Source organism: Flavobacterium sp. ACN2, from assembly GCF_002303885.1.
In the GTDB taxonomy this organism is placed as follows: domain Bacteria; phylum Bacteroidota; class Bacteroidia; order Flavobacteriales; family Flavobacteriaceae; genus Flavobacterium.
On record NZ_MRCM01000021.1, the window covers coordinates 26,570 to 43,333 of the forward strand.

Annotated in this window: 15 protein-coding genes; all 15 read right to left on the reverse strand. The window is 31.3% G+C overall.

All coding sequences use genetic code 11. From position 1 onward, the window contains the following. Positions 1–89: 89 nt before the first annotated feature. The 15 genes from BSF41_RS21035 to BSF41_RS21105 all read right to left on the reverse strand — a co-directional run bounded on the left by BSF41_RS21035 (position 90) and on the right by BSF41_RS21105 (position 16,701). Positions 90–683, reverse strand: a complete 594-nt coding sequence (locus BSF41_RS21035; protein ID WP_095931471.1) for a hypothetical protein — start codon at positions 681–683, stop codon at positions 90–92. Positions 684–766: 83 nt separating this feature from the next. Continuing rightward, a complete protein-coding gene (locus tag BSF41_RS21040; protein WP_095931472.1) occupies positions 767–1,876 on the reverse strand; it encodes a DegT/DnrJ/EryC1/StrS aminotransferase family protein in 1,110 nt (369 codons plus the stop codon). Next, positions 1,873–2,415, reverse strand: a complete 543-nt coding sequence (locus BSF41_RS21045) for an acyltransferase (RefSeq protein WP_172426950.1) — start codon at positions 2,413–2,415, stop codon at positions 1,873–1,875. Before BSF41_RS21045 ends, BSF41_RS21040 begins: the two co-directional genes overlap by 4 nt. Continuing rightward, complete coding sequence (locus tag BSF41_RS21050) at positions 2,396–2,818, reverse strand: FdtA/QdtA family cupin domain-containing protein (RefSeq protein WP_095931474.1); 423 nt, start codon at positions 2,816–2,818, stop codon at positions 2,396–2,398. The genes BSF41_RS21045 and BSF41_RS21050 overlap by 20 nt, the downstream gene beginning before the upstream one ends. Continuing rightward, on the reverse strand, positions 2,811–3,212 hold the full coding sequence (locus tag BSF41_RS21055) for an FdtA/QdtA family cupin domain-containing protein (protein WP_095931475.1): 402 nt from the start codon (positions 3,210–3,212) through the stop codon (positions 2,811–2,813). Before BSF41_RS21055 ends, BSF41_RS21050 begins: the two co-directional genes overlap by 8 nt. A gap of 15 nt (positions 3,213–3,227) precedes the next feature. Further along, entirely contained in the window at positions 3,228–4,304 is a 1,077-nt protein-coding gene (locus BSF41_RS21060; RefSeq protein WP_095931476.1) for a Wzz/FepE/Etk N-terminal domain-containing protein, read from the reverse strand. Between the two features lie 6 nt (positions 4,305–4,310). Further along, entirely contained in the window at positions 4,311–6,788 is a 2,478-nt protein-coding gene (locus BSF41_RS21065) for an SLBB domain-containing protein (RefSeq protein ID WP_095931477.1), read from the reverse strand. A 48-nt stretch (positions 6,789–6,836) separates the two neighbouring features. After that, positions 6,837–7,883 (reverse strand): dTDP-glucose 4,6-dehydratase, encoded by a 1,047-nt coding sequence (gene rfbB / locus BSF41_RS21070; RefSeq protein WP_095931478.1) that lies wholly within the window; start codon positions 7,881–7,883, stop codon positions 6,837–6,839. A 15-nt stretch (positions 7,884–7,898) separates the two neighbouring features. After that, positions 7,899–8,906: a mannose-1-phosphate guanylyltransferase gene (locus BSF41_RS21075; RefSeq protein ID WP_095931479.1), complete on the reverse strand. Its 1,008-nt coding sequence runs from the start codon at positions 8,904–8,906 to the stop codon at positions 7,899–7,901. Positions 8,907–8,930: 24 nt separating this feature from the next. Then, positions 8,931–10,220, reverse strand: a complete 1,290-nt coding sequence (locus BSF41_RS21080; protein WP_172426951.1) for a nucleotide sugar dehydrogenase — start codon at positions 10,218–10,220, stop codon at positions 8,931–8,933. Positions 10,221–10,503: 283 nt separating this feature from the next. Then, positions 10,504–10,968, reverse strand: coding sequence for a UpxY family transcription antiterminator (locus tag BSF41_RS21085; RefSeq protein ID WP_095931480.1), 465 nt, complete (start codon positions 10,966–10,968; stop codon positions 10,504–10,506). Between the two features lie 64 nt (positions 10,969–11,032). Next, the gene (locus BSF41_RS21090) at positions 11,033–12,424 is read right to left on the reverse strand and encodes a UDP-glucose 6-dehydrogenase (RefSeq protein WP_095931481.1); all 1,392 of its coding nucleotides are present in this window, start codon (positions 12,422–12,424) and stop codon (positions 11,033–11,035) included. Between the two features lie 27 nt (positions 12,425–12,451). Beyond that, positions 12,452–13,435 (reverse strand): SDR family oxidoreductase, encoded by a 984-nt coding sequence (locus tag BSF41_RS21095; RefSeq protein ID WP_095931482.1) that lies wholly within the window; start codon positions 13,433–13,435, stop codon positions 12,452–12,454. 10 nt (positions 13,436–13,445) lie between these two features. Beyond that, a complete protein-coding gene (locus BSF41_RS21100; RefSeq protein ID WP_095931483.1) occupies positions 13,446–15,893 on the reverse strand; it encodes a polysaccharide biosynthesis tyrosine autokinase in 2,448 nt (815 codons plus the stop codon). Positions 15,894–15,909: 16 nt separating this feature from the next. After that, positions 15,910–16,701: a polysaccharide biosynthesis/export family protein gene (locus BSF41_RS21105; RefSeq protein ID WP_095931484.1), complete on the reverse strand. Its 792-nt coding sequence runs from the start codon at positions 16,699–16,701 to the stop codon at positions 15,910–15,912. Between the last annotated feature and the right edge of the window lie 63 nt (positions 16,702–16,764).

Below are 16,764 nucleotides of genomic sequence, written 5' to 3' on the forward strand. Positions count from 1 at the left end.
CTAAAAACTCAAACTGAATTTCTTTGCTTTCAAAATGATTTGCATTGGTCGTAAGTTTTGCAATACAAATTCCTCATTTGTGATATATATCAAATATCTCTTGACCAAGATATGTTTGATTTTACAATATTAGCAGGTATTCCTGCTAACATTGAATTAGGAGGATATGATTTATTACTAATTTTGGTTAAACTTGCAACTATTGAATTATCACAAATTGTAGAGCCTTTTAAAACACTACTATTATTCGCGATCCAAACATGATTACCAATAGTCACATTTTCATAATGTTGTTTATTTTCTATTGTATGCCAATCAGAATCGGTGATGAAGACATTCCAAGCACATAAAAAATCTTTACCTATTCTAATATCTTTATAACACATTATTACGGAATCTGCTGTTATTCCAGAACCTGACTCAATATCTTTACCTCCCAAATATAAAAAGGCCTCATCACTTAAAATCAATTTGACACCATTTCCAATTATAAAATCACCATCAATCTTTAAAGTTGAATTAACTCCTAAAGTGATAATAATTGGATTTGTGCCACCAATGTGAGAATTAATAAAAACATCACCATTTAATATTAATTTCGATCCTTGACTTTTTTTAATTTTTAAAGAGATATGAGGATTATTTATAATAATTTTTCCCTTACTACCTTCATCTATATACATAGAATAGTAAATAGATTTTATTTTACATATAATAAATCTACATATCAAAAAAGGATTTGATAAAATTATTTTAAGTTTCTTAATCAAGGTATTCTATTATAAGAATTTAAAAGCTCTACAATTTTTGAAATTTCTTGTTTTGTAATAACAGAACTAATAGGTAAGCTCAAAACTTCATTATGAATAATTTCTGTTATTGGTAAAGAAATATTCGACATGTAATTGTAACACTCTTGTTTATAAATTGGGATAGGATAATGAATTAATGTTTGAACACCGTTTTCAGTCAAATACGAATACAGTTCATCTCTATTTTTTACACGAATAACAAAAAGATGCCATACATGTTCTTCATATTCATTATAATTTGGCAAAATTACACTTTTATTATCAATGTTTCTAATATATTCAAATGCCACTTCTCTACGAATTTTAGCTTCATTTTCTAAATGTTTTAACTTAACAGTTAAAAAAGCAGCTTGTATTTCATCCATACGACTGTTTAATCCTTGATACTGATTTACATATTTTTGTGCAGAACCATAATTCGCCAATGTACGTATCACTTCAGCTAACTCAGGATTTTTAGTCGTAACTGCACCCGAATCTCCCAATGCACCCAAATTTTTGCCTGGGTAAAAGCTAAATCCAGCAGCATCCCCTAAATTCCCAGTTTTTATACCATTCCATTTTGCACCAATTGCCTGAGCATTGTCTTCAATAATTTTTATGCTATATTTTTTAGCTATATTTTCTAATTCCGTACTCCAACAAACCCTTCCATACAGATGAACAACCATAATAGCTTTAGTTTTTGAAGTAATTTTACTTTCTACTAAATCTATATCTAAATTATAGGTTTCCAAATTTGGCTCAACTAAAACAGGAACCAAATTATTATCAGTAATCGCTAGTACTGAAGCAATGTAGGTATTTGCAGGAACAATTACTTCGTCTCCTTCATTCATAATACCTAATTCTATATAGGCTTTGAAAATAAGACGTAATGCATCTAAACCATTTGCAACAGCAACTACATTTCCTCCATCTTGAAAATCTTTTAAAGAATTTTCAAATTCTTGTACTCTGTCGCCTAATAAATACCATCCACTATCAATTACCTCAGCCGCAACAGATTTTAGTTCATCACTATATTGGGCATTAACTTTTTGTAAATCTAAAAATTTAATCATTTTCTAATTGGTCTAAATCCATCTAAATAATATTCTTCACCAGTACAGCGATCTACTAAGTTCAAATTTAGTAAAATTGAATCGTCTGTAATATAACCTGTATGCTTTGCTGGATTTCCGTACCATACAGTATATGGAGAAGTACTTTTTGTTAATACACTTCCCGCCCCTATTAAAGTTTTATAACCTATTTTAATACCACATAAAATTGTTGAATTTGCACCAATTGAAACATAATCTTCAACTATTGTTTTCTCATTTTTGTAATTTTTATTTTTTGAAATTGGAATTCTGTCATTTGTAAAAGTTACATTAGGCCCTATCATTACTTTATTACCGATATAGATACCATCCCAAATTTGCACTCCTGGTTTTACTGTAACATCATCTCCAATAAATACGTCATTTTCAATCAAAACATTGCAATTTATATTACATCTACTGCCAATTACAGCTTCTTTTAACACAATTACAAATTGCCATATGTCAGTATCAATACCTATGTTGGTAGACTTAACATCAGATAATGGGTGTATCATTTCTATATTTTAAATATTCTTTGTAATCTCTTATATAATCAGATTCACTATACTCATGTGAAGCTAGAACTAAACATATTGAACCACTAGAAAAATCTTTAATCTCTCTCCAAATTCCAGGCTGGATATGCAATGCTTTTGATGGATCATTTAAAAAAAAATCTTTCTTACTGACACCATCATCTAGCACGAATGTAAATGAACCACTTGCTGCAACAATATATTGTTGCAACTCATAATGTCCGTGTCCACCTCTGTCTGCCTTTTTAGGGACATCATATAAATAATAAATTCTCTTTATAGCAAAAGGAATATTTATATTGTTCTCTAAAACTGTAATATTACCAGCGTCGTTATGTACTTGAGACAAATCAATTATTTTACAATCTGATACATTATACATCTTTCAAAATTTTAAATTCTTCAAAATCTCTAATATAATCTTCTTTTGAAAATGATTCGCTAGAAATATGTAATGCAAGCGAGTTTGTTGAAAAATTTTCAATATGCCTCCATGTTTTTGCTGGTAAATACAAGCCATAATAACTTCTATTAAGAGAAAACTTTTCCGTTATACCATCCTTGTTAGTAATTATAACATCGAAACTTCCACTTAAAGCAATAATCACTTCTTTTTGAGAATTATATGCATGACCGCCTCGTACTTCGCCACCAGGAACATCATATGTCCAAAATGTTCTTTTGATCTCAAATGGAATCTGTTGCAATCCTTGTAGAAAGGTAAGATTTCCTCTTGGGTCATGTATCTTAGGAAAATCAATAATAAATGGTTTCATAATATAAGCATGGGGCTACTTGAAAGTCCCTTCAGAAAATAGTTTCTTAAATAATAAAAAAATTAAACTAATAAATACAGCTAAAAATCCACCAATTAGCAATCCCTTTGTTTTCCCAAATTTTTCTTTGGGTAAAGGCAAAATTGGTCTATCGATTACCTGGATTAAAGGTGTTTCTTTTCTCAGCGTAATTTTAGCTAATTCCGATTGTTTTACTAACTCAGCAAGAATTGCTGTGTTAGTCTGAATATCTACCTGTCTGCGAGAAGATGGTGCACGTTGAACATTATGTGCAGGATTTAACATAAATGTATTATCATTGGCTACAGCCATACCATGTATCGCGCCATTTAATTCTCTTCTAATAGAATCAGTTTGCCGATATAAAATCTCCATATTGGTACGAGCTTTTTTGCTCTTGGTCTCAATGTAAAATTTACCAACCTGTTTAGCAAGTGCTTCACAAAAGTAAAAGGAAAATAATTCATTTCCAGAAGCAACTTCAATGGATGTAATTGCAGTTTTTTTATCTTTTTGCTCTATTGATAAAGAACTTTTTGATAAATTGCTATAAATTACTCCCAAGATACTATCCTGAACTCTTGTAAATTTTTTGCGATCACTAGTTGGTAGAAACTGAATAGTTTTATACTTAGGCTGTGTATTCCAAACATCACGCCATTTATTAATTTGAATATACATCTCAGCTAACGAAATTTCTTTCCCTTCCACTTTGACTGGCATTAATAAGGTTTTTTCAACCATATTACGAGATTTAAATAATTCTGTTAAGTTTGATCCTGAAAAAACTCCTCCTCCTCCATTACTTCCAACGCCTAAACCTAAAGTTCCTGCCAAACTTAATGCACCACCTAACCCGCCATTTGAGTTTTCATCCTCTAAAACATAAGATAATGTTGCCGTATAAATAGGCTTTTTAATATATGAGTAGACTATCCCTAGTCCCCCTCCTATAAAGCCTGCAATAAAAATTATTTTCCAATGATTAAAAAAATAAACTATAAGTTGTTTCACTTTTTCTAACACATCCTTAAACAAGAGCTCATCACTTTCTGTCGCCGTATTTTCCATCAAAATTTATTTAAAAGCAGTTACAATTAATAATGCCAAGCTGGCAAATGCTGTCCCAAGACCAGCCCATTCACCTGCACTCATCTTTCTCTTTTCAGGCTTTTCTGGTACAACAATTTGCGAATCTGGCTCTACTTTCGGATAAGACCTAAAAAATAAAAAAGAACTTGTCACTGCTGCTTTTCCGTTGGGATATATTATATATGCCTTTCTTTTCCATCCTTTACTATCTACTCCCCCAACAGAATTTATATAATATTTAAATCCTTTTCCATTTCTATATGGAATTTCAGATGTCAATAATACATTTCCTGTAACTTTTACTCCTTCATTATAGACAGCAACTTCTATTTCATCTCCAGGAAATAATGTAACATTAGAATAATGATTTTTATCTTTAACGATTTTCACCCAATTTACAGGAATTGTAGTATATTTTAAATCATCTCTAAGTCTTTTTGACAATCTAGACTTGAGAGTATCTTTTGTCTTTAAATCAACTCCCTCTTCAGAAGTTTCTTTCTTATCGTAGTTAAGATTTATACTTTCTAGTTGCTCAATCTGTTCTTCCTTGATTGGCCTTTTGATTTTCATACCATCTAAATTTGCAATTGATGTTAAACCTCCTGCTCTCATCACCACATTGTAAACCTTCTCTTTTTTATTAGCCAATACATATTTACCAGGATAAGTAACAGCCCCACTAACTTTAACCATTTCGGGTTTTTCATAAACTGCCATTCTACGAATATTAATAACATCAAAAGGTTTTAAAACAAAATTTTTAACTTGTTCATTATTGTCTGCGGTTATTTCCAGTTCCACTAATTCTACACGTTTAGGGTCAGCATCATCAATAGCATCAGACTTAATCATTCTAGCAATTTCAACTCTTTTTGAAGCAGAACCAGTTAAGCCACCTACTTGAACCACTAAATCATTTAAAGTTAAATTTTCAAAATATTCATACTCTCCAGGATTTTTTACTTCCCCATCTATAGTTACTTTATATTCTTCTCTAAAATCTAATATAGAATATACCGTCACTATATCTTCTCTTTTTAGTTCAATATCTTCATTTAAATCACCTGACAAAGCGGCTCCTAAATCTAAATTAACAATTTCTGTTGTTAAATCTGTTCTTAAACGAATAATTCTTGCTCTTTTACTATAAGCATCTTCTTTTAATCCTTCTGCTCTTGTCACAAGATCTGAAATCCTCATCCCTTCTGTAAAAGAATAATAATCTGGTCTAAAAACAGCCCCTTCAATCTTGATACGATTTTCAAATCGATTTATAATCTTAGTAATTCTAAAAACATCTCCGGATTGAGGTTGATAGGAATTATATTCACTTTCATTTATATCGTGGACTTTAAATTCTTTTCCTGTCTTTTGCAATACATTTACTGAAGCAGTATAAGCAAATTCATTAAAGCCAGATGCAAAATTCAATAAGTCTGAGAATTTTTCGCCATTTTTCATTTCAAAAATCCCTGGTCTTTTTACTTCACCTTCTACAGTTACTCTTTGTGTATATGCAGGAATTCTAATTACATCATTTTCTTTTAAGGTAACATTATCAGATTGATCTCCTTTAACTAAAAATCTATAAATGTCAATATTCCTGTAAACCTTATTGTTTCGTATCAATTCAATATTTCTATAACTCCCATTCTTTCCTGGCCCACCAGCTAAATGTAAAGCATTATAAACAGTTGCTAGCGAAGAAATAGAATAATTCCCTGGCTGTTTACCTCCAACAATGGTAACTTTTATAGTCCGTATTTTTCCTAAACTAATGCTAACTTGAGATTGCCCAGAGCGAACGGTACTGTAAACTCTAGCAACAGCCGCTTTTATTTTTTGTGTTGCCGCTTCTATAGACATTCCTGAAACTGAAATTTGCCCAACATAATCAATATTTATTTTGCCTTCAACACTTACTGGTACATTAGCATTATATTCTTGAACACCATAAACGCTTATTTGCAATTCATCACCAGGACCGAGAATGTAATTCATAGGAGTTGCCAAATTCAAATCTGGTTCAAAATTTAAAGTAGGATTATCAAAGAGTTCTGATCCAAAAATTAATGCATTCAAAGAATCTTTTATCTTCTCATTTTTAATTTTTTCCTGTTTTCTGCCAAACTCTGAATCCTTATCACCTGATTTTAATTTACTATCCTTATTTTTATCTTTTCCACCATCTTTTGAATTTTTCTTTTCATAATCATTAAGCTTAATCTTAAGTTTATTAAACTCTGCTTGGTTCATACCTTTTGAAAGTGCCATTGATTCAACTTGCTCAATAGTTGTGTTATTACTTTTTAACTGAGCGCTAATTTTTGTCAAATCATCATCTGATAAGTAATCTACTCTTACAGAACTTAAATCTTTGGATTTCATTAAATCTTGTGCAGTTGCATTAAATGTTATTAATGCAAAAGAAAATGTAAGAACGTATATTATTTTTTTCATAATTTACAGGAAAAATTATCTTCGATATATTTATTGTAAGTATACTTTTTATGAATATTGTTTTTGATAATACTCTTTATAGGCTCCTGAAGTAACATTTTGAAGCCATTCTTTATTATTAAGATACCAATTTATAGTTTTTTCTAATCCTTCTTCAAAAGTAACCGAAGGTTTCCATCCTAATTCTGTATTGATTTTAGATGCATCGATTGCATATCTTAAATCATGACCCGGCCTGTCTTTTACATAAGTAATCAAGTTTTCAGAATCTCCAGCTTCACGACCCAATTTTTGATCCATAATTTTACAAAGAAGCTTTACTAAATCAATATTTTTCCATTCATTAAAACCTCCAATATTATAGGTCTCATGATTTTTTCCTTCGTGAAAAACTAAATCTATGGCAATGGCATGATCCTCCACAAAAAGCCAATCACGAGTGTAATTTCCGTCTCCATATACAGGAAGAGGTTTACTATTAATTATATTGTTTATAAATAATGGGATTAACTTTTCGGGGAAATGAAATGAACCGTAATTATTCGAACAGTTAGTTAAAACATATGGAAGTCCGTAAGTTTCTCCATACGCTCTTACAAAATGGTCTGAACTAGCCTTTGAGGCGGAATAAGGGGAGTTTGGATCATAAGAAGTAGTTTCTTTAAATAAACCTTCAGCTCCTAATGAACCATACACTTCATCTGTACTGATATGATAAAATCTTTTTCCTTCATTATTGCCCTTCCACTGATTTTTAGCCGCATTTAATAAATTCATAGTTCCGATAACATTAGTTTTTACAAATGCTAATGGGTCTTCTATCGAGCGATCAACATGTGATTCAGCAGCTAAATGTAAAACTCCTTCAAATTCATGTTTTTTAAAAAGGTCATTTATAAAACTTTCATCAACTATATCTCCTTTAATAAAGGTATAATTTGGTTTATCCTCAATGTCTTTTATGTTCTCCAGATTTCCTGCGTAGGTTAAAGCATCCAAATTAAAAATTTGATATTCCGGATATTTGTTTACAAAACGTCTTACTACATGAGAACCAATAAATCCAGCACCGCCAGTTATTAAAATTTTTTTCATTTTAAATGCTTTTTATTAATTTAATAAATCGGAATTTTGTTTTTCCAATTCGTTATATATATCTTTTACATCTTGTGAATTTTCTTTTTGCAAAATTAAATTAGCCGTTTCTGTATAGACAAAAATAGTATTTTTCAAACCAAGAAAAGTGGTATGCTTATCACATCCAATAACCATGTTGCCGTTAGAATCTGTTGAATGTCCTTTAGAATATAAATAATCATATACTGATTCAAATGAGCCTAAATCTGACCATGAAAACGAAGCAGGAACAACTTTAATCTTTTTACTACGCTCCATTACTGCATAATCAATACTGATAGAAGGAATTTCCATAGATAAGTCAAAATTTAAAAATCCATCATTACTTCCCTCCCATACTGTTTTTGATTTTTCATAAACATCGGGCTGGAATTTTTTCAACTCCTCTAAAAGCACACTTGCTTTAAAACAAAACATTCCACTATTCCATAAAAAATTGCCTTTTGCAATAAACTCCTTTGCTGTAGTTTCATTTGGCTTTTCACGGAAAGAAATTACATTGTCCCCCTCTGCTTCTATATAACCATAACCTGTTTCTGGTTTAGTTGGAATAACCCCAAAAGTTACAATAAAACCATCATTAGCTTTTGTAACCGCCTCGTTGATAGCCTGATTATAATTCTCCATCTGATCTATTATGTGATCTGACGGAGTAATTATTAAAATATCATTAGGTTCAGATGCAAATGCAGCAAAAGCTATCGCCGCAGCCGTATTTCTTGGCGTTGCCTCAATAATATTTATGTAAGAAGTACTTGTTTTTTCCATCACTTTGCCACTCAAATGATGATTATCAACATTCCCAACTACCATTACTTTATTTGCTAAATGACTGTTTCGTTTAACTGTCATTTCAAATAAAGATTTACCATCAAATATTTCAAGATATTGTTTTGGTCTACTTTTACGAGAAAGTGGCCAAAGTCTACTTCCAACTCCTCCAGTAAGTATTACGTGCGTTATCGTTTTATCTGAACTCATATACTCTTAAATAAAAAAGGAGATCTAAAGTCTGTTGTCTGCCAAAGATCCTAAAACTCCTTTTACATCATAAATTAAACTTTTTTCTTTTTGCAAACTTGAAAAATCTATTTGAAGAAACTCTGAATGAGCTACTCCTAATACTAATGCATCAAATTCTTTTTCAGGCAGAGAGTTAATAGTCTCCAGCTTATATTCTTTATTAACTTCGTCATTATTAGCTAAAGGATCAAAAATAGTAACCACTATTCCGTAATCTTTTAATGCTTTTATAACATCGACAATTTTTGTATTTCTAACGTCTGGGCAATTTTCTTTGAAAGTAATACCAAGCATTAACAGCTCAGCTCCATTAACCGAAATACCTTTTTTTATCATTAACTTCACTATTTGTGAAGCCACATATTCGCCCATGCTATCGTTCAAGCGTCTTCCTGCCAAAATTATTTCTGGGTGATAACCAAACTCCTGTGCTCTTTGTGCTAAGTAGTAAGGATCTACACCAATACAATGTCCGCCGACAAGTCCTGGTTTAAATGGCAAAAAATTCCATTTTGTAGATGCCGCTTCTAATACTTCTTGAGTATCGATATTCATTAAGTTGAATATCTTAGCTAATTCGTTAACAAAAGCAATGTTAATGTCTCGCTGAGAGTTCTCAATAACTTTAGCTGCTTCCGCTACTTTTATTGTTGGAGCTAAATGGGTTCCAGCAGTAATTACAGACTTATATAAAGCGTCAACTTTTAAACCTATTTCTGGTGTTGAGCCTGATGTTACTTTTAAAATTTTTTCAACTGTATGTTCCTTGTCTCCAGGATTAATTCTTTCTGGAGAATATCCTGCAAAAAAATCTTCATTAAACTTTAAACCAGACACCTGTTCTAAAACTGGCACACATTGTTCTTCTGTTACTCCTGGATAGACAGTTGATTCGTAAATAACTATATCTCCTTTTTTTAAAACTTTACCAACTGTTTCGCTCGACTTATAAAGAGGAGTTAAATCTGGTCTATTGTTTTTGTCTACTGGTGTAGGAACTGTTACTATATAATAATTACATTCAGCAATATCCGCTATAGAGGTAGTACAATATAGTCCTTCTTTTTCATCGGTTTTATTTATTAAAACGCTTTGTAAAACATCATCCTCTACTTCTAATGTTGTATCTGTTCCTGATTTCAGAGAACTAACCCTCGATTCATTTATATCAAAACCAATTACAGAATATTTTGTTGCAAACAATCGAGCCAGTGGCAAACCGACATAGCCCAAACCAATAACTGCAATTTTAATATTTTTTTCTAGCTCCATCTTTTTAATTTCTTTAGGCTTTTAAAAATTCACGGCTTCGCCGTTCCAAGTCACAATATCTGACTCAGATGCCTAAATTAATCATTTTCGCGCAAATATAGTATAATAACTCTAGTTAATCAATACGGTTTCCCGTAATACTCAAAAACAAATTGTTAATAAAAAAACGCTTACCCACAATGTGTTATTAATCAGGCTGTAAATAATTACTTTATAAAAAAAACAGAAGAAAAAAATCTAAAAAAAGACTTCTCTTCTGTTAACTTTTTATTGGATAACGCTGTTATTTATATTTTATTTTCAAGACACACCCTAAAGCTTCAAGCACCAGCACATAATAATTATTAGAAACTTCCTGAACAATTGCATCTTGATTGATAAACGCACCGGACTCTAATTTAATTTTATCTCCAACCTGAATAGTCGAAACTGAAACATCCTTTAGATTCGGGGATTTTAAACTTGTTCTAATAATTTCAATTTCTTGATCTTTTACAATTGCTGGCTTTCCTAACCAAAACAAATACCTAACTACTCCTTGTACTTGAAAAACTAAGTTACGATCTGAATCGGATAACTGAACAAAAACGTAGGAATTAAAAAGAGGCGTTTCAATTTTCTTCTTCCTGTCTGACCACTGTTTTATTTGAGTAATCAATGGACAATAACATTCTATTCCAAGCTGATTAAGTTTATCTGCTACTTTCTTTTCCCATTTCGGTTTTGTATAAACAACATACCAATTCATTTTTTTTTATTTAGGATGAAGCAACATATTCCACTCCATTTAATTCTACAAATACAAAACCAATTTATGCTCCAATACCATTATAAACGAATCCAATTGATTCTAATTGTTTGGCATTTAAAATATTTCTTCCATCAAATATAAAAGCTGGCTTATGCATAGAATCGTAAATCCTTTTCCAATCATAAGTTGTAAACTCATCCCACTCTGTTAAAATTGCAATCGCATGTGCGTCTTTACATGCCTCATAAGCATTATCAAAAACACTTAGTGCGTCAAGATTATTTTCACTTGCTCTCGTTTCTAAATAATCTAAGTCACTTAGCATTTTAGTTTTAGAAACCTTCGGATCAAAAACGGAGATTTTGGCTTGTTCATTTATTAAATCATCAGCAACATAAATTGCTGCAGACTCTCTTGTATCATTTGTGTCTTTTTTAAAAGCCCAACCTAAAAAAGTAATTTTTTTATCGGCTACTGTATTATATAAAGTCTGAACAATTTTATTTGAAAATCTTCTTTTTTGATGATCATTCATAATAATCACTTGCTCCCAATAATCTGCAACCTCATTTAATCCGTATGATTTTGCTATATATACTAAATTCAATATGTCTTTTTGGAAACAAGAACCTCCAAATCCTACAGAAGCTTTCAAAAATTTAGGACCAATTCTACTATCCATACCGATCGCTTTAGCTACCTCATTTACATTTGCTCCCGTTTTCTCGCAAAGTTCCGACATCGCGTTTATTGAAGAAATACGTTGTGCTAAAAATGCATTTGCGGTTAGTTTAGACAATTCAGACGACCAAACATTTGTTGTCAAAATTCGATCTTTGCTTACCCAATTTGAATAAACTTCTACTAAGGAATTAATTGCCTCTTCACCTTCTTGAGTTTTATCTCCACCAATCAAAATTCGATCAGGGTTTAATAAATCTGTAACTGCAGTTCCTTCTGCTAAAAACTCTGGATTAGATAAAATTTGAAATTGAACACCATTTCCTGTATTATCCAATATACTTTTAATGGCCTCAGCGGTTCTCACTGGTAAAGTTGACTTCTCGACTACAATTTTATTTTGTTTTGCAACCCTTGCAATTTGTCTAGCACATAATTCGATATATTTTAAATCTGCTGCCATTCCTTTTCCTTTTCCATAAGTCTTGGTTGGTGTATTTACAGAAATAAATATCATTTGAGCTTCATCTATCGCTTTATCTACATCTGTAGAAAAAAACAAATTTCTGCTTCTTGCTTCTGCTACAATTTCAGAAAGTCCAGGTTCATATATTGGAATATTTTCAGGATTCGGATCATTCCAATCTGCTATTCTTTGTTCATTTAAATCAACAACCGTAACCTGAATATGAGGACATTTTTGAGCAATCACTGCCATTGTTGGCCCTCCAACATATCCTGCACCAATGCAGCAAATTTTTGTAATTTTCATTTGATCTATTTTATCTTGATCTTAAATTTATTTTAAATTATTCCAATACCATTCAACAGCTTCTTTTAACCCGTCTTGCAAAGAATACTTTGGATTATAACCGAGATTTCTTTTTGCTTTTTCGATACTTGCTAGAGAATGCGGAATGTCTCCTGCTCGATTTTCGCCATAAATAACTGGAACATCCTTTATTTTTGGATCAAAGTCTGATAAATATTCTTTTAAATATCCAACTAAGTCATTTAAAGTATTTCTGTCTCCAAATGCAGTATTATAAATAGTATTAATTGCTTCTAAATTTTGACAAGTCATAGCCAACTCATTCATTTGAATTACATTGTCTATGTAAGTAAAATCACGAGAATAATTTCCGTCTCCATTAATTATTGGACTCTCGTGGCTCATAAATTGCTTTACAAACTTTGGAATTACAGCCGCATAAGCTCCATTAGGGTCTTGCTTTCTTCCAAAAACATTAAAATAACGAAGTCCGATTGTTTCTAATCCATATGTCTTGCTAAAAATTTCCGCATAAAGCTCATTCACATATTTTGTAATTGCATAAGGAGACAATGGTTTTCCTATAACATCTTCTACTTTGGGTAATCCTTGAGAGTCTCCATAAGTAGAAGAACTCGCAGCATAAACAAATCGTTTTACTTTAGCATCGCGTGCTGCTGTAAGCATATTTAAAAAACCCGAAACATTTACATCATTAGTCGTAATTGGATCTTTTATCGACCTAGGAACAGAACCTAAAGCAGCTTGATGTAAAACATAATCTACTCCTTCAACAGCTAAACTACAATCAGTTAAATTTCGGATATCGCCTTCGATTAACTTAAAATCAGGATTATTTAAAAAATCTTTTAAATTATAACGATGGCCTGTAGAAAAATTATCCATACAAACGATCTTATAGCCTAAGCCTAAAAAATACTCAGTCAAATTTGAACCTATAAATCCAGCTCCTCCTGTAATCAAAATTGTATTCTTTACCCTGCTTTCCATTTGTCAAAGTTTATTTTTTTCTAATTCGGTTTAAAAATGCTTTCCAAAATCCATCTTTAACATCCTCTTCATGATAACCATTCGAATAAGCTCCATATCCGTAACCATATCCGTAGCCACTACCGTATTTTGCTTTATTTTCATAACCATTTAATACAATACTCACGTTGCTCAACTCTCCACGTTTAAGCCTAGTATTCAACAACGTTATCATATCTTTCTTAGTATAATTTTGTCTTACAATATACAATACTACATCTGCAAACTGAACTAATTCCAATGAATCTGCTACTAAACCAACTGGCGGAGTATCCAAAACTATATAATCATATTTTTGCTTCAGTTCATCAATCAATTCTTTCATTGCATCACTTAAAATTAACTCAGAAGGATTTGGAGGAATTGGTCCTGAAAGTATTATGTCTAAATTAGGAATTGGTGTCTGATTAGTAATTTCTTCTAAATTATTTTGTCTTATTAAATAATTGACAACTCCTAGAGATGATTTTAATTGAAATTCATCTGCCAATCTTGGTTTTCTTAAATCCAGACCAACTATTACTGTTTTTTTCTCGCTTAAAGCAAAAACTGTAGCGATATTTATAGAGCAGAATGTTTTTCCTTCTCCACTAATTGAAGAAGTAATCATTAAGGTTTTGGATCCGTCAACTTTTTGTTTTTTATATAAAAACTGAAGTGAAGAACGTAAGCCCCTAAATGATTCTGAAAGAGCAGATTTTGGTTTATCAAAAACCGCTAAGCTTCCTGAGTCTTTATTAATACCAACTACTCCAAGCAATGGAATCTGTGTTAGTTTACTAATATCATCACCATTCTGAATTGAATTATTAATAAAGAAGATTAATAAAACAAACAACAAAGGGATTAAAACACCTAAAAACAAAGCCATTACATAGTTTACAGAAGTCTTAGGACCAATTAAACCTCCACCAATATCTTTTGCAGGATCAATAAAATGAATATCTGATAGATTAGATGCTCTTACAATTTCTGCTTCATTTCTCTTCTGAAGGAACTCTGTATAGATATTGTCATTCAAATCATATTTCCTTTTAATCTTCAGTAATTCCTGTTGTTCTTCAGGAAGTTTTTTAACAGCACTTTCTGCTTGGCCAATTTTGGCATTTAACAAAGATAAATCATAAACTAAAGAAGACTTTGCAGTAGCAATATTCTCTTGAAGAACATTTTTTACCGCAGCCATTTGATTATCAAAATCTTTAAATATTTTTTCACTTTTTACAGCATAAGCCATTTCTGATCTTTGAGTAGAAAGAGCTATAAGTTTGGAAACATTAGCAACAACATTAGGATCTTCAATTCCAGCAACAGAAGGTGCTGGCAACCTAGAATAGTCGTCGCTACTATTTAAATATGATCTTAACGAATTATAATAAGCTATCTTTCTAGTAACTTGATCTTTCTCAACATCAAAATTCATTATCTTTTCTGAAACCCTTGAGCCACCATCTTCTATTTGGTAAATATTTTTATCTTTTTGAAAAGATTTTAATTCGTTACCAGTCTCTTTAAGCTGAGATTCCATTGCAACAAGAGTACTATCAATAAATCTAATAGTGTTTGTTGCAAATTGGTTTTTACCATCTAATTGCAATTTCATAAGCATCCTTACGGTAGCATTTAGATAATCAACCATTCTTGCTTTATTTGTTCCTTGCATTGACAAAGTCAACAACGACCCTGCACTTTTTCCAGCATCTACATTTATGCCTTTGTATTGAGATACAGTTCCATCAAAATCATTAAATCTTACAAAGTATTCTTTACCTTTATAAAAACCTGGATTATCTACTATTTGAAGTTTCCAATCTAAAAATGGAAGATTAACACGTTCTCCTACTTTGTATTTTTTAATAAAAGTTGTGGGTTGTACTGACGTCTTGCCATAAGAATTATTGCTATAAGTAATTAACGAAACAGAATTAACTTCAAATGGTATCTGAATTTGATACTCATTTTCGCTTAAAAATTTTATATTAATTAATGTATTTGCAAGCTGTCCCTTTGTTTTGTCAATATCGACGTAGAATGGTACCGCTCCATAAGAATCAATTAAATTGTATTTCCCCTGCTCTAAGTAATTAATATAAAATTGAAGTTTATCTACGACTAGTTCATTATGAGATCTTGATTGCAAAATTGTAGAAATACCATTTACCTGATCCGAAACTCCTCCCCAATTGAATACCAAACTGGTGTTTGATGTAAAAAAAGGATTGCTTTCTTCTTTAATAGAAATCATGGTTTGCATTCCGTAAATTTTTTCTTTACGAATATTTATCTGGTAAGCAATAGTGAATGTAATAATCAAACTTACAAGAAACCATTTCCAGTAACTTGCAATTTTCAACAGAAACCCTTTAAAATCAAAATGAGAATGATTTTCAAAAATGGCAAAATCTTTAATGTCTAACATTTTAAAAACCTATTTTTTACTTTATAATTAAATAAACTGTTGTTGCCAAAGACAATAATGTGATTATTGTTCCTATTGACTGTATCCCCGTTTGACCCGTTCCCCATGTTTTTTGCCTCAATGGTTTTACATAGATATAATCATTTGGCTGTAAATAATAATAAGGTGATTTCATTACGTTCACATCTGTAAGATCAATCTCATGCAGTTGAACACCAGTTGGACTCTGACGAATTATGGTTACTTCTTTTCTATTACCGACTGTTGTAATATCTCCAGCATTTGCAACAGCTTCTAAAATATTTACATTATCTTTAAATAATGTTTTTGTACCTGTACTTCCAACCTCTCCATTAATTGTATATCTAAAACCCGCTAGTTTTACTGTTACAAAAATATTTGCTTCGCTTTTAAAATATTCTTCCAGTAATTTCTTTTCGATTTTTATTCTTGTCTCTTCAAGAGTATATCCAATTACATTAATTTCTCCAAGAATTGGCATTCTTATATTTCCGTGATCGTCAACTGTAAATCCATCAAAGTACAAACTAGCTTCGCTCTTGCCTGCCTGACCAGTTTCGCCTTCAGTTGTATTAAAAATAGAGACTAATTTTGAGTCTATTGCCTTTATATTAACTTTTAAAACATCATGCACTTGCAATCTATATGGTTTTGATTCTACTGCTACAATCGCTGCTTGTTCTCCTGAATCATTTTTATCCTGAAGGTAAACCAAATCTTTGATTGGAATGCACGAGGTAAATAATGTAGAGATTAATAAAAATAGAAAAAAACTGTTTTTTGTCATTCGTTCAATGTTTTCGCAAAGATCTTTTCCTTTAATATCAAGAAAAACATAATCGCTATTTGG

What these genes read in the sequence shown, in the direction of transcription:
- BSF41_RS21035 (WP_095931471.1), bottom strand. Translation starts at nt 683, where the DNA reads ATGTATATAGATGAAGGTAGTAAGGGAAAAATTATTATAAATAATCCT.
- BSF41_RS21040 (WP_095931472.1), bottom strand. Translation starts at nt 1,876, where the DNA reads ATGATTAAATTTTTAGATTTACAAAAAGTTAATGCCCAATATAGTGAT.
- BSF41_RS21045 (WP_172426950.1), bottom strand. Translation starts at nt 2,415, where the DNA reads ATGATACACCCATTATCTGATGTTAAGTCTACCAACATAGGTATTGAT.
- BSF41_RS21050 (WP_095931474.1), bottom strand. Translation starts at nt 2,818, where the DNA reads ATGTATAATGTATCAGATTGTAAAATAATTGATTTGTCTCAAGTACAT.
- BSF41_RS21055 (WP_095931475.1), bottom strand. Translation starts at nt 3,212, where the DNA reads ATGAAACCATTTATTATTGATTTTCCTAAGATACATGACCCAAGAGGA.
- BSF41_RS21060 (WP_095931476.1), bottom strand. Translation starts at nt 4,304, where the DNA reads ATGGAAAATACGGCGACAGAAAGTGATGAGCTCTTGTTTAAGGATGTG.
- BSF41_RS21065 (WP_095931477.1), bottom strand. Translation starts at nt 6,788, where the DNA reads ATGAAAAAAATAATATACGTTCTTACATTTTCTTTTGCATTAATAACA.
- rfbB (WP_095931478.1), bottom strand. Translation starts at nt 7,883, where the DNA reads ATGAAAAAAATTTTAATAACTGGCGGTGCTGGATTTATTGGTTCTCAT.
- BSF41_RS21075 (WP_095931479.1), bottom strand. Translation starts at nt 8,906, where the DNA reads ATGAGTTCAGATAAAACGATAACGCACGTAATACTTACTGGAGGAGTT.
- BSF41_RS21080 (WP_172426951.1), bottom strand. Translation starts at nt 10,220, where the DNA reads ATGGAGCTAGAAAAAAATATTAAAATTGCAGTTATTGGTTTGGGCTAT.
- BSF41_RS21085 (WP_095931480.1), bottom strand. Translation starts at nt 10,968, where the DNA reads ATGAATTGGTATGTTGTTTATACAAAACCGAAATGGGAAAAGAAAGTA.
- BSF41_RS21090 (WP_095931481.1), bottom strand. Translation starts at nt 12,424, where the DNA reads ATGAAAATTACAAAAATTTGCTGCATTGGTGCAGGATATGTTGGAGGG.
- BSF41_RS21095 (WP_095931482.1), bottom strand. Translation starts at nt 13,435, where the DNA reads ATGGAAAGCAGGGTAAAGAATACAATTTTGATTACAGGAGGAGCTGGA.
- BSF41_RS21100 (WP_095931483.1), bottom strand. Translation starts at nt 15,893, where the DNA reads ATGTTAGACATTAAAGATTTTGCCATTTTTGAAAATCATTCTCATTTT.
- BSF41_RS21105 (WP_095931484.1), bottom strand. Translation starts at nt 16,701, where the DNA reads ATGACAAAAAACAGTTTTTTTCTATTTTTATTAATCTCTACATTATTT.